This is a genomic window from Terrabacter terrae, from assembly GCF_039529575.1.
GTDB lineage: Bacteria > Actinomycetota > Actinomycetes > Actinomycetales > Dermatophilaceae > Terrabacter > Terrabacter terrae.
The window spans coordinates 1,450,902-1,463,385 of the sequence record NZ_BAAANB010000021.1 but is presented as its reverse complement, the minus strand read 5'-3'; the positions used below and the strand labels follow the sequence as shown (position 1 = coordinate 1,463,385).

11 protein-coding genes are annotated in these 12,484 nt (G+C 72.1%); 4 read left to right on the top strand and 7 right to left on the bottom strand.

The features are described 5' to 3' along the window. Nucleotides 1-3: 3 nt before the first annotated feature. A complete protein-coding gene (locus ABD194_RS17055; protein ID WP_343993547.1) occupies nucleotides 4-912 on the bottom strand; it encodes a methylenetetrahydrofolate reductase in 909 nt (302 codons plus the stop codon). 95 nt (nucleotides 913-1,007) lie between these two features. Here ABD194_RS17055 and ABD194_RS17050 point away from each other — a divergent pair, with 95 nt between their 5' ends. Further along, nucleotides 1,008-2,114 carry a polyprenyl synthetase family protein gene (locus ABD194_RS17050; protein WP_425579999.1) on the top strand — a complete coding sequence of 369 codons (1,107 nt, stop codon included), beginning with the start codon at nucleotides 1,008-1,010 and terminating at the stop codon, nucleotides 2,112-2,114. An 18-nt stretch (nucleotides 2,115-2,132) separates the two neighbouring features. On the opposite strand, the gene ABD194_RS17045 is transcribed toward ABD194_RS17050, so the two are convergent. After that, on the bottom strand, nucleotides 2,133-2,531 hold the full coding sequence (locus ABD194_RS17045) for an Rv2175c family DNA-binding protein (protein ID WP_343993543.1): 399 nt from the start codon (nucleotides 2,529-2,531) through the stop codon (nucleotides 2,133-2,135). Nucleotides 2,532-2,837: 306 nt separating this feature from the next. Here ABD194_RS17045 and ABD194_RS17040 point away from each other — a divergent pair, with 306 nt between their 5' ends. The 3 genes from ABD194_RS17040 (at nucleotide 2,838) to ABD194_RS17030 (ending at nucleotide 6,864) form a co-directional block, all read left to right on the top strand. Next, nucleotides 2,838-3,806, top strand: coding sequence for a LysM peptidoglycan-binding domain-containing protein (locus tag ABD194_RS17040; protein ID WP_343993541.1), 969 nt, complete (start codon nucleotides 2,838-2,840; stop codon nucleotides 3,804-3,806). A 153-nt stretch (nucleotides 3,807-3,959) separates the two neighbouring features. Continuing rightward, the gene (gene pknB / locus ABD194_RS17035) at nucleotides 3,960-5,954 is read left to right on the top strand and encodes a Stk1 family PASTA domain-containing Ser/Thr kinase (RefSeq protein WP_343993539.1); all 1,995 of its coding nucleotides are present in this window, start codon (nucleotides 3,960-3,962) and stop codon (nucleotides 5,952-5,954) included. A 7-nt stretch (nucleotides 5,955-5,961) separates the two neighbouring features. Beyond that, entirely contained in the window at nucleotides 5,962-6,864 is a 903-nt protein-coding gene (locus ABD194_RS17030; RefSeq protein ID WP_343993537.1) for a DMT family transporter, read from the top strand. Nucleotides 6,865-6,887: 23 nt separating this feature from the next. Here the strand turns inward: ABD194_RS17030 and ABD194_RS17025 are convergent, their stop codons facing one another. From ABD194_RS17025 to ABD194_RS17005, 5 genes are all read right to left on the bottom strand, one after another. Continuing rightward, nucleotides 6,888-7,958, bottom strand: a complete 1,071-nt coding sequence (locus tag ABD194_RS17025) for a threonine aldolase family protein (RefSeq protein WP_343993535.1) — start codon at nucleotides 7,956-7,958, stop codon at nucleotides 6,888-6,890. Nucleotides 7,959-7,969: 11 nt separating this feature from the next. Next, nucleotides 7,970-9,406: a class II 3-deoxy-7-phosphoheptulonate synthase gene (locus tag ABD194_RS17020; protein ID WP_343993533.1), complete on the bottom strand. Its 1,437-nt coding sequence runs from the start codon at nucleotides 9,404-9,406 to the stop codon at nucleotides 7,970-7,972. Nucleotides 9,407-9,491: 85 nt separating this feature from the next. Then, a complete protein-coding gene (locus ABD194_RS17015; RefSeq protein WP_343993531.1) occupies nucleotides 9,492-10,220 on the bottom strand; it encodes a response regulator in 729 nt (242 codons plus the stop codon). Next, a complete protein-coding gene (gene macS, locus ABD194_RS17010) occupies nucleotides 10,217-11,506 on the bottom strand; it encodes a MacS family sensor histidine kinase (protein ID WP_343993529.1) in 1,290 nt (429 codons plus the stop codon). Before macS ends, ABD194_RS17015 begins: the two co-directional genes overlap by 4 nt. A gap of 3 nt (nucleotides 11,507-11,509) precedes the next feature. Next, a complete protein-coding gene (locus tag ABD194_RS17005) occupies nucleotides 11,510-12,445 on the bottom strand; it encodes a 1-acyl-sn-glycerol-3-phosphate acyltransferase (RefSeq protein ID WP_343993527.1) in 936 nt (311 codons plus the stop codon). Nucleotides 12,446-12,484 lie beyond the last annotated feature (39 nt).

The window sequence follows — 12,484 nt, the reverse complement described above, 5'->3', positions numbered from 1 at the left end:
CCGTCAGAGGTTGCCGAAGACCTCGAGGGTGGCCGAGGAGCGGTTCATCGTGATGAAGTGGATGCCCGGTGCCCCCTCGTCGAGCAGCCGGCGTGACGACTCGGTGGCGATGGCCATGCCCTCGGCCCGCACCGCCACCGCGTCGTCGCCATGGCGCTCGAGCCGGTCGGTCACGGCGGTCGGCATCGGCTGGCCCGCGAGCTGCGCCATGCGCACGACCTGCCGGGCGTTGGTGATCGGCATGATGGCCGGCACCACCGGGAGCCGGGAGCCGCGGCGTGCGAGCTCGTCGCGCAGCCGCAGGTAGTTGTCGACGTCGAACACCATCTGGGAGATCGCGAACTCGGCGCCCGCCTTCTCCTTGCGGATCAGCGTGTCGGCGTCCTCGCCGACGCCGCGCGACTCGGGGTGGCCGTCAGGGAACGCCGCGACACCGACCGTGAAGCGCCCGAGGCTGCGGACGAGCGTGACCAGCTCGTCGGCGTGGTCGAGCCCCTCGGGGTGGGGGACCCACGGCTGGCCGAGCCCGCCCCGGGGGTCCCCGCGCAGGGCCAGGATGTTGCGGACGCCCGCGGCGGCATACGAACCGACGATCCCGCGCAGCTCGGCGACGGAGTGGCCGACGCACGTCAGGTGCGCCATCGGCGTCAGCGACGTCTCCTCGAGGACCCGTCGCGTCAGGCGCACGGTGCGGTCGCGGGTGCTCCCGCCGGCGCCGTAGGTGATCGACACGAAGCTCGGCGAAAGCTTCTCGAGGCGCCGGATGGCGTCCCACAGCTGCGCCTCGGCGGCGTCGTCCTTGGGCGGGAAGAACTCGAAGCTGAAGGTCGGGGTGTCGGCCTCGATCATCGCCGGGATGGATCGCGTGAAGCGCTCCGCTCGCGCCATCGAGGATGCCGTGCCGTATGCCATGTCGACCACCCTAGGCGGGGCCCCGTCCTCGGCGTGCGGCCTGCTCACGTGTCGGCCGCGGCGCCCCGTAGGCTGACCACGATTCCCGCGACTCGATGGAGGACCCCGTGCAGACCCCCACCGACCTTGACGTCCTGCGCCGTCGGGTGCAGCAGGCGATCGACGGGCAGATCGCCGGGGCCACGCAGTCGCTCGCTGCGATCGGCGAGGAGACCGCTCCCCTCGTGTCGGCCGTGTCCGGGCTGCTCAGCGGCGGCAAGGGTCTGCGCGCCGGCTTCCTCTACTGGGGCTACCGCGCCGCCGGCGGCCTCGACTCCGACGAGCTGGTGCGCCTGGCCGCGAGCATGGAGTTCTTCCAGGCCGCCGCGCTCCTCCACGACGACGTCATGGACCGCAGCGACACGCGGCGCGGTATGCCGTCCGCGCACCGCGCCGTCGCCTCGCTGCACTCCCAGAACGGCTGGGCCGGCGACGCCGACCGGTTCGGCGAGGGCACCGCGATCCTGGCCGGCGACCTCTGCCTGACCTGGTGCGACGAGCTGTATGCCACGTGCGGGCTCCCCGGCGAGCAGCTGGCGCGCGGGCGCCGGCTCTTCGACGACATGCGCACCCAGCTGATGGGCGGCCAGTTCCTCGACCTGCTCGAGTCGGCCCGCGGCTGGGACGGGCTCGACCTCGACGCCCGGATCGCCTCGGCGCGCAAGGTCATACGGTTCAAGAGTGCCAAGTACACGATCGAGCACCCGCTGCTCATCGGAGCCCTCGTCGGTGGCGCCCCCGAGGCGGCGATCGCGCCCCTGTCGGACTACGGCCTGGCCCTGGGCGAGGCGTTCCAGCTGCGCGACGACCTGCTCGGCGTGTTCGGCGACCCCGAAGCGACCGGCAAGCCCGCCGGCGACGACCTGCGCGAGGGCAAGCGCACGGTGCTGGTCGCGCACGCCCTCGACGCGGCCTCCGACGACGACCGTCACGACGTGGAGAGCCTGCTCGGCCGTGACGACCTCGACCTGGTGGGGGTGGAGTCGATCCGCCGCATCCTCGTCGACACCGGCGCCGTGGAGCGGGTCGAGTCCCTCATCGGCGAGCTGGCGCACGAGGCCCGGCGGGCCGTCGATCGGGCTCGGCAGGCCGGGTCCTACGACCCGTCGGCGCTGGACGTGCTCGAGGATCTCGTCTCGGTGGCGACGGCCCGCCGCTCCTGAGTCCGCGGTGCATCCCGCTCAGAAGGCGAGCTCCTGCGCACGCCTGCGGATCTCCGTCTTGTGGCCGGCGCGGATGGCGTCGATCGGCGCCCCCTCGACGGGCAGCGTGGCATCGGGCGTGAACAGCCAGGCGATGATCGCCTCGTCGTCCATGCCGCCGTCGGCGAGCACGGTGAACGTGCCAGGCAGCTCGGGACGCGGTCCTGCCTCGTCGAGGAACTTGGCCGGGATCGCGGTGACGCGGCGATCCCCGATGCGCGCGGCCAGCACCTCGCGGTCGGCGATGAGCTGACGCACGCGCGACAGGGGCACCCCGAGCTGCTCGGCGGCATCGGGCACGGTCAGCCAGTGCCCGACGAGCGACTCGAGGTCGGGGGTGGCCGGGTCTGCGGACTGCGGTTGGGGGTTCTCGCTCACGGGACAAGAGTGTGCCACCGCCGCAGGCGCGTCGTGGACCAGACGTCCCCGTCCCACTCGCCCCTTTGCGCTCCGCGTCTGCTCCCCCACGGCATCATCCGTGCTCCGGCGCGGACGGGTAAACCGGCGGAATTACACCGATGTATTTATTCTTTAGTGCTGAAATCATGCGCTATCGTCACAGCAGCCCCTTTGGCTTACAAGCGTCACACAAGACCCAGGCACCACTTCCCCGCCGCTCACCTTCCCCGAACGCCCCTCCACGCTCCTCACCACCTGCTCGGGCTCCAGGAAAGGACTCCACCCATGCCCTTCGCCGACGTCGCCGCGCTGGCCCTACCCGCCCACGCGGCCGTGGCACCTGTGGCCACCACCTCGTGGAAGACCGTCACGGTCCGGCCGGGCGACACCCTGTGGAACCTGGCCATCACCCACCGCACGACCGTGCGGGCCATCGCCGAGAAGAACCGGCTGTCCAACGGCGGGGCCCTGATCATGCCCGGCCAGAAGCTCATGGTCCCCGGAGCGGCGTCCTCCACCCCGCGGCCGTCGGCTCCTGGGCACGCCAAGCCGGTGCAGTCGGCTCCCAGGCCCAGCGCCCAGCCGTCCGCCGGCGACCGGGTCCACACCGTGGGCGCCGGCGACACCATGAGTGGGATCGCGCAGCACTACGGCGTCTCGCTGACCAAGCTGCTCGCCGCCAACCGGCTGGCCAACGCCGGCCTCATCTTCGTCGGGCAGAAGATCGTCGTCCCGGGCGTCGGCTCGTCCGCCAAGCCGGTCACCCCCACGCCGGCGCCGGCACCTCCGGCCGGCTACCAGTACCCCGACAAGACGGCCCAGGCCGTCGCCGACAGCAAGGCGAAGCTCGCCTCGCGAGACGTGCCGAGCCGCACCGACACCTCCGCCCTGGTGCGCGCCACGGCGATCCGCCACGGCGTCGACCCCAAGCTCGCGCTCGCCATCAGCTACCTGGAGTCGGGCTGGTACCAGCGGGCCGTCTCCTACACCGACGCCGTCGGCGTCATGCAGATCATGCCCGTCTCCCAGACGTGGGCCTCGCAGCTGGCGGGGCGCTCGCTCGACCGCTACGACGCCCAGGACAACGTCACGGCCGGCGTGCTGATCATCCGCGCCCTCCAGGCCGGTGCAGACTCTCGCGAGCAGGCCATCGGCGGCTACTACCAGGGTCTGTACTCGGTGCGCACCAAGGGCATGTACGAGGACACCAAGCGTTACGTCGCGAGCGTGCTGGCGATCTACGCCCGCATGTGACCGCCCGCAGGTGACGGCCCTCGCGGGGCCGCCGCCGTGCGAGCCCTGCGAGACCGGTCCTGTGGATGGTCCGGCGAGACCGCACCACGAGGCCGCACCGCGCACCGGCTGGCCTGCGCCGGATGCGCGGGCTCTGCCCGTAAACTCCGTGCGGTGACGTCCAGTGTGGCGGACGCCCTCGTCGGTCGCGTGATCGACGGCCGGTACCGCATCCTCTCCCACCTCGCGGACGGTGGCATGGCCTCCGTCTACGTGGCGCTGGACGGACGCCTCGACCGGCAGGTCGCACTCAAGATCATGCGCCCGGGGCTGGCCACCGACCAGGTCTTCGTCAACCGGTTCCGTGCCGAGGCCCGCTCGGCCGCACGCCTCAGCCATCCCAACGTCGTCGCCGTCTTCGACCAGGGCGAGGACGACGGCGAGGTCTTCCTCGCGATGGAGCTCGTCGAGGGCAAGACCCTGCGCGAGGTGATCCACGAGGAGGCGCCGCTCACGGCGCGTGAGGCGCTCGCAGTCCTCGAGCCGATCCTGCTCGCGCTCCGCGCCGCCCATGTCGCCGGCATGATCCACCGGGACGTCAAGCCCGAGAACGTCATCGTCCGCGGTGACGGCGAGGTCAAGGTCGCCGACTTCGGACTGGCCCGGGCCATCACCAACCAGGCGACCACGAGCCAGACCGGCGTGCTGCTCGGTACCGTCTCCTACCTCTCGCCCGAGCAGGTCGAGCGCGGGGTCGCCGACCCGCGCAGCGACGTGTACGCGGCCGGCCTGCTGCTGTTCGAGATGCTCACCGGGCACAAGGCCGTCACCGGCGACACCCCCATCCAGATCGCGTACAACCACGTGCACGGGACCATCAGCCCGCCCTCCTGCGTCGTGCCGACGGTTCCTGGGGCGCTGGACGAGCTGGTGGCGCGGGCGACGGCCACCGAGCCCGACGACCGGTTCGAATCGGCCGCGGAGTTCGTCACCGCGCTGCGCGGCGTCCGGCGTGGCCTGTCCGGCGGGGAGCTGGACCGGCGTGGCTCGGCGGTGTCGCCGGACCCGGCCACGACCTCGCAGCTGCCCCCCGTCGGGGCGACCCGCTCGGCGCCGGCCCTTTCCACGACAGCGCCTGACGGGGTGCCGCCGCAGTCGGTCGACCGAGCCGTCGCTGCCCGCAGGGCAACGCTGGCCGGGAGGCCCGTGCACGAGCAGCACGACGCGCCGGTGCTCGAGCACACGGCGGCCATGCCGGTCGGGGCCCACGACCGGTCCCGTCGCCGCCGACGGTGGCCGCTCTGGCTGGCCGCCGGGCTGCTCGTGCTCGCCGGAGGGACGGCCGGCTGGTGGTTCACGGCCGGGCCCGGCGGCTCCACGACCGTGCCTGCCGTCGTCGGCCAACAGCTCGCCGAGGCCCGAGGAGCACTGCAGCGCTCCTCGCTCGGGGCCGAGGAGACCCAGGAGTTCTCCGAGACCGAGGCCAAGGGCCTGGTGCTGCAGGTCGACCCCGGCGCGGGCACCGAGCTCGGCAAGCAGTCCACCGTCCGCCTCGTCGTCTCCAAGGGCCGGGAGCGGTATGCCGTCCCGCAGCTCGTCGGCGTCAAGGTCGGCGACCTCGGGTCGGCACTGTCGCCGCTGACGCTGCGGCTGGGCGACACCTCGAAGGCCTGGAGCGAGACGGTGCCAGCGGGCGTCGTCATCTCCCAGGACCCAGCGCCGGGGACCTCGGTGAAGCGCAACACCTCCGTGTCGGTGGTCGTGTCGAGGGGGCGCCAGCCGATCGACGTCCCCACCGTCACGGGCACGTCGTTCGAGGCGGCATCGGCAGCGGTCACCAAGGCCGGGCTCGTCGTCGTGCGTGCCCCCGACGTCAACAGCGACACCGTGCCGTCCGGGCAGGTGGTCTCGCAGTCACCGGACCAGGGCACGCTGCACCGGGGTGACTCTGTCAAGCTCGTCGTCTCCAAGGGCCCGGTCATGGTGCAGGTGCCCAACGTCGTCGGGCGGGCGTCCGGCGACGCGGAGAAGGCCCTCACCGACCTCGGCTTCACCGTCAAGAAGGAGGCGGGCCTCTTCGGTCCCGTGTTCGACCTCGTCCAGCACCAGAGCGTCAAGGGCGGCGACTCCGCACCCAAGGGCAGCACCATCGTCCTGACGATCGTCTAGGTCGCGCGTGCACGACCCGGCGCGCTCGCGCCTCGCCACGATCCTGCTCGTGTCCCTGACCGCGGTCTGGGGCTCCACGTTCTTCCTGATCCACGACCTCGTCGTGCACGTGCCGCCGCTCGACTTCCTCGCCGTGCGCTTCACGATCGCCACCGTCGTCATGCTCGTGCTCTTCTGGCGGCCGGTCCGCGCGCTGACCCGTCGGCAGGTGCTCATCGGTGTCGGGTTGGGCGCGCTCTACGGGCTGGCCCAGATCGCCCAGACGGTGGGCCTGACCTCGACCCCGGCGTCCGTGTCCGGCTTCATCACCGGCACCTATGTCGTGCTGACGCCGCTGCTGACCGCGCTGCTGCTGCACGAGCGCGTCGCGGCGTCGACGTGGCTGGCCGTGGCGCTGGCCACGGCCGGGCTCGCCCTGCTCTCGCTGCGCGGCCTCTCCGTCGGACCGGGAGAGGCCGTCACCCTGGTGTCGGCCCTGCTCTACGCGCTCCACATCGTGGGCCTCGGGCGCTACAGCGCCTCTGAGGTCGCAACCGGCCTCTCGGTGGTGCAGATGGTCGTAATCGCCGTGCTGTGCGGCATCGGAGCGCTGCCGGGCGGGATCGTCCTGCCGCAGACCGGAGGCCAGTGGGCCTCGCTGCTCTACATGGTCGCCTTCGCCAGCATCCTCGCGCTGTGGGCGCAGACGTGGGCGCAGGCCCACCTGCCGGCGACCCGGGCCGCCATCGTCATGACGATGGAGCCCGTCTTCGCGGCCTTCTTCGCCGTGGTCTTCGGCGGTGAGTCGCCGACGTGGCGCATGGTCGCGGGCGGCGCGCTCGTGCTGACGGCCATGTATGCCGTCGAGCTCGTCGCGACACGCCGCCGCCCCCGTGAGCTACCGGCCGAGGCCCTGCACCACGAGCTCTGACAGCCGGTCAGCGGCGACTGCGGTCAGGCGGCGGGGCCGGACCTGACGAGTGCAGTGAGGACGTCGATCGCGACGTCGGTGCCCGCGTCGTCGACGTCGAGGTGCCAGACGAGGCGCACGGCACCCGGCCCGACGGCATACGTGCGCACGCCGCCGGCCAGTGCAGCGTCGACGAAGGCTGCCGACGTCCATCCGGCGGCCGCGACGTCGAGGATGACGATGTTCGTCTCGACCGTGGCGAGGTCGACGGCGCCGGGGGCGGCCTCCGCGATGGCCTCGGCCGCCCGCCGGGCGCGAGCGTGGTCGTCGGCGAGCCGCTCGACGTTGTGCTCGAGCGCGAACAGCCCTGCGGCGGCGAGGATCCCAGCCTGGCGCATACCTCCGCCGAAGCGCTTGCGCCACACCCGCGACTCGGCCATGGCGTCGGCGGAGCCGACGAGGACGCTGCCGACCGGGGCGCCGAGTCCCTTGCTGAGGCAGATGGAGACGGTGTCGAACTCGCGGCCGTAGTCGCTGACCGGCACCCCGGCGGCAACGGAGGCGTTGAAGAGGCGCGCGCCGTCGAGGTGCATCGCCACGCCGCGCTCACGCGTCACCCGGCGCGCCCGTCGGATCTCGTCGAGCGACTGGACGGTGCCGCCGCCGAAGTTGTGGGTGTTCTCGACGACCACCAGCGACGTGCACACCTGGTACGGGCCGACGCCCGTGATCATCAGGAACGCGGCGTCGCCGGCGCGGAACCGGCCGCGCTCGGAGACCCAGGTGCGCGACGAGATCCCCGACAGCACCGCGGCGGCGCCGAGCTCGGCGCGCACCACGTGGGCCAGGGAGTCGCCGATCAGCTCCTCACCCGGCTTGACGTGCAGGCGCACACCCAGCTGGTTGGCCATCGAGCCCGACGGCGTGAAGAGCCCCGCCTCGTGGCCGAGCAGGCCGGCCACGCGTTCCTCGAGGGCGCGCAGCGTCGGGTCCTCGCCGAAGACGTCGTCGCCGACGTCGGCACGTGCCATGGCCTCGCGCATGGCCCCGGAGGGCCGGGTCAGCGTGTCGCTGAGCAGGTCCGCCTTGAACGGGCTGCTCGCGCCCGAACCCACCGACGCCACCGTCAGGCCTGGCCGAGCATCTCGGCGACGAGGAACGCGAGCTCGAGCGACTGCTGGTGGTTCAGGCGCGGGTCGCACAGGGACTCGTAGCGCTTCTCCAGGTCGGAGTCGATGATCTTCTCCGCACCGCCGAGGCACTCGGTGACGTCGTTGCCGGTCAGCTCGACGTGGATGCCGCCCGGGACGGTGCCGAGCGACTGGTGCACCTCGAAGAAGCCGCGCACCTCCTCGACGATGTCCTCGAAGTCGCGCGTCTTGTAGCCCGACGGGCTCTCGAACGTGTTGCCGTGCATGGGGTCGCAGATCCATGTCACCGTGGCGCCCGAGGCGGTCACCTTGTCGACGATCGCCGGCAGGGCGTCGCGGATCGTGCCCGCCCCCATGCGCGTGATGAAGGTCAGGCGACCAGGGGTGCGGTTCGGGTCGACCTTGTCGATGAGGCGCAGCACCTCGTCGATGTCGGCCTTCGGTCCGAGCTTGACGCCGATCGGGTTGCTGATGCGCGAGACGAAGTCGACGTGGGCGCCGTCGAGCTGCCGGGTGCGCTCGCCGACCCACACGAAGTGCCCCGAGGTGTCGTAGAGCCGACCCGAGCGGGAGTCGATGCGCGTCAGCGGGCGCTCGTAGTCGAGCAGGAGGGCTTCGTGCGCCGCGTAGAACTCGACGGTGCGCATGGCGTCGAAGTCGGCGCCGCACGCCGCCATGAACTTCATCGCCTTGTCGATGTCCTTGGCGATCTTCTCGTAGCGCTGGTTGGCCGAGTTGGCCACGAAGCCGCGGTTCCAGTCGTGCACGTGCCGCAGGTCGGCGAATCCGCCCGTGGTGAAAGCGCGCACGAGGTTCAGCGTCGCCGAGCTCGCGTGGTAGGCGCGGACGAGCCGCTGGGGGTCGGGGACGCGCGCGGTCTCGTGGAAGGCGAAGTCGTTGACCATGTCACCGCGGAAGGCGGGCAGCGTCACGCCCTCGCGGGTCTCGACCGTGGAGCTTCGCGGCTTGGCGTACTGCCCCGCCATGCGCCCGATCTTGACGACCGGCACCGACGCGCCGTAGGTGAGGACCGCGGCCATCTGCAGGATCGTCTTGATGCGGTCGCGGATGTTGTCGGCCGTCGCGGACGCGAACGTCTCGGCGCAGTCGCCACCCTGGAGCACGAAGGCCTCCCCGACGGCGGCCTTGGCCATCCGGTCGGTGAGGATGTCGCACTCGCCCGCGAAGACGAGCGGCGGATACGACGAGAGGGTCTCGATCACCTCGGCCAGGGCGGCCGTGTCGGGCCATGCCGGCTGCTGCGAGGCCTCGAGCTCGCTGGCAGCAGCCGTGAGGGCGGCGAGGGCCTCGGACCCGTCAGCGGGTTCAAGGCCGACATCGGCGGTGACGGTCCTCGTGTTCACCCCGTAAGCGTAGACGCCGGACCGGGTGCCCCCTGCCGGGGTCCGCATCCCGAAACCTCACGAGCCCCGGGGACGTATGCCGTCCCGCCCGGGCCCGCGGGACCGTTCCCCGTCCGGTGGCGGGCCCACGGCCTCAGCTGGGGTCGGCGAGGTGGAGACCGCGCTCCATGGCGAAGCGGACGAGCTCCACCCGGTTGTGCATCTGCAGCTTGCCGAAGATGTTCTGCACGTGGTTCTGGACGGTGCGGTGCGACAGGAAAAGCGTGGCCGCGATCTCCTTGTAGCCCATCCCCGTGGCGACGTACTTGAGGATCTCCGTCTCCCGGTCGGTCAGCTCGGGGATCGGGCGTTCGGGGGTGCCGCCGCCGGCCGCCTTCACGCGCCGGAACTCGCCGAGGACGAGGCCTGCCAGCCCGGCGGTGAAGACGGGCTCCCCCGCCGCCGTGGCCCGGACCGCGGCGAGGAACTCCTCGCGACCCGCGGACTTGACCAGGTAGCCGAGGGCTCCGGCCTTGACGGCGTCGAGCACGTCCTGGTGGTCACCGCTGGCGGAGAGGATGAGGATGCGGGTCGGGACGCCGGCCGCGGCGAGCGCGGCGCAGACCTGCGCGCCCCCCATGCCGGGCAGGTTGAGGTCGAGGACGAGGACGTCCGGCACCGTGGCACGGGCGCGCGCCAGCGTCGACCTTCCGTCGTCGGCGGTGGCGACGACCTCGAAGCCGGCGTCGGCGAGGTCCCGGGCCACGGCGTCACGCCACATCGGGTGGTCGTCCGCCACGACCACACGGATGTGCTCGCCGGCGGGTCGGGGTGGACTCGCGGGCTGCCCCTGCGGAGGTGTGGCGTCCTGCGGTGTCGTCACGATGCTCCTCGTGCGTGCGTCCGGGCGTCGAAGTGGTGGCCGCCCCGAGGGTCGGCCTGTCGTGGTCTGGGGTGCTTGGGCAGGTGCATCTCGACGGTGGTGCCGCCTGCCGGTCCTGACGTGACGGCGGCGGTGCCACCGAGGTCGGCGAGGCGTCCGAGGATGCTCGAGGACACGCCGAGGCGGCCCTGCCCCACGGCCTCCTCGAGCCGGCCGGGGGCCACACCTCGGCCCGAGTCGCGGACCGTGACCGCCACCTCGTCGAGGGTGTCGTCGAGCAGCACCCAGGCCCGGGCATCGGACCCGGCGTGCTGGCGCACGTTGTCGAGCGCGGCCTCGACAGCGGCGACGAGCTCGTCGGCGGCTCGCCGGGGCAGCAGGACGGGGTCGGCGGGCGAGACGAGCTGCACGCCGTGGACTTCGACGTGCCGAAGGAGCGCCCGCAGGTCGGTCTCGCCGCTGACGGCGCGTCCGAGCTCGGCGAGGTCCGTCTGGCTCACGAGGGTGCGCAGGATCCGCTCCTGCTCCCCCGCCATCGCCCCGAGCCGCGCGGCCTCGCCGCCCAGCTCACTGGCGCGCCGATTGATGAATGCCAGCGTCTGGAGCACGCCGTCGTGCACGGTGCGGGCCAGGCGGTCGCGCTCGGCGCGAGCGGCATCCAGCCGCATCGCCTCGGCGAGCGCCGCGTGGCTCGAGCGGGCGAGGTCGACGCAGTAGCCCAGGCAGCCGCCGAGCAGCAGGCCGAAGATCGAGTTGGTGACGGTGTTGGGGGTCGGCTCGACCACCTCGGCGAAGGAGAAGGCCGCCACCACCGCTGCGGCCACCAGTCCACCGCGCCACCCGCGCAGCACCGCGAAGCCGACGACCGCCGCCGTAGGCCAGATCGACGGGATCGTCTTCGCACCCGCCGTGATGACTGCAGGGTCGTCGACGAGCCGGGTGGCGAGGATGGCAGCGCAGCCGATCGTGAGCTCCAAGGTGTAGGCCCGCACGGTTCGGATCGGCCGCAGGGTGACCACGAGGGTCCACGCCGCGAGGACGGCGAGGACGGCGACCGCTGCGGCGGGGTGCGCGATCCGGTCGTGCCGCTCCCACGCCGACCAGGCCGCATACGCGAGGGCCAGCCAGCGGAAGACGTCGATGACCCTCCAGAGACCGCGCACGACGGCGTGCTCGTCGGCGAGCACCTGCCCCGGCGAGCGGTATGCCGACTGACTCATCGAGGTGAGGACGACGCCGGGCTCACCCTCGGGGTGCGCACCCGCGACGGCTCGAGTGGCGACCATGCCTCAGGAAGCCGCCACGACGGGCGTGTCCCCGTCGTCTTCGCGGCTCTCTGCCGCCAGGGCGCGCCCATCAGCGGCTGCGCCGGCATCGCCGCCGCGGCCGGTCTCGTCGGTCCGTGGCGTCACGCCAGTGGCTCGTCGGTCCTCCTCCTCGGCAGCCCGCGCCTTGCCCTCGGCGGCGTCGAGGGCCTTCTCGAGCTCTGGAGCGGCCGTGCCCGGCTTGGCCGCCTCCTGCAGCTCACGGGCTTTGGCCCGGGCGGCCGACACGAGCCGGTCCTTCATCGACGTGGCGTACATGTCGACGTACTCCTGCCCGGACAGCAGCATCAGCTCGTACATGAGCTCGTCGGTGATCGAGCGCAGGACGAAGCGGTCGTCCTCCATGCCCTCGTAGCGCGAGAAGTCGAGGGGTTTGCCGACGCGCACGCCCACCCGCATGATCCGCGGGATGACCTTGCCGGTGGGCTGGGCCTTGTCCGTGCCGATCATGGCGACGGGGATGACCGGGACCTTGCCCTCGAGCGCCATCCGGGCGACGCCGGTCCGGCCGCGGTAGAGCCGCCCGTCGGGCGAGCGCGTGCCCTCGGGGTAGATGCCGAGCAGGTCGCCGCGTCGCAGCACCTTGAGGCCGGAGTTGAGGGCGGCGCTGCTCGCCTTGCCACCCGAACGGTCGACGGGCACCTGTCCGATGGCCTTGAAGAACGCTGCGGTGAGGCGCCCCTTGACGCCTCGCCCGGTGAAGTAGTCGCTCTTGGCGAGGAACGTCATCCGGCGCGGCACGACGAGCGGCAGGAAGATGGAGTCGGAGAACGACAGGTGGTTGCTCGCGAAGATCGCGGCGCCCTCCTCGGGGATGTTCTCCTCACCCTCCACCCAGGGACGGAAGAGGAGCTTGATGATCGGCCCGATGACGATCGTCTTGAGGAACCAGTAGAACAACCGTGTCCGCCTTCCGTCTGTGACCGCTCGAACTCTACG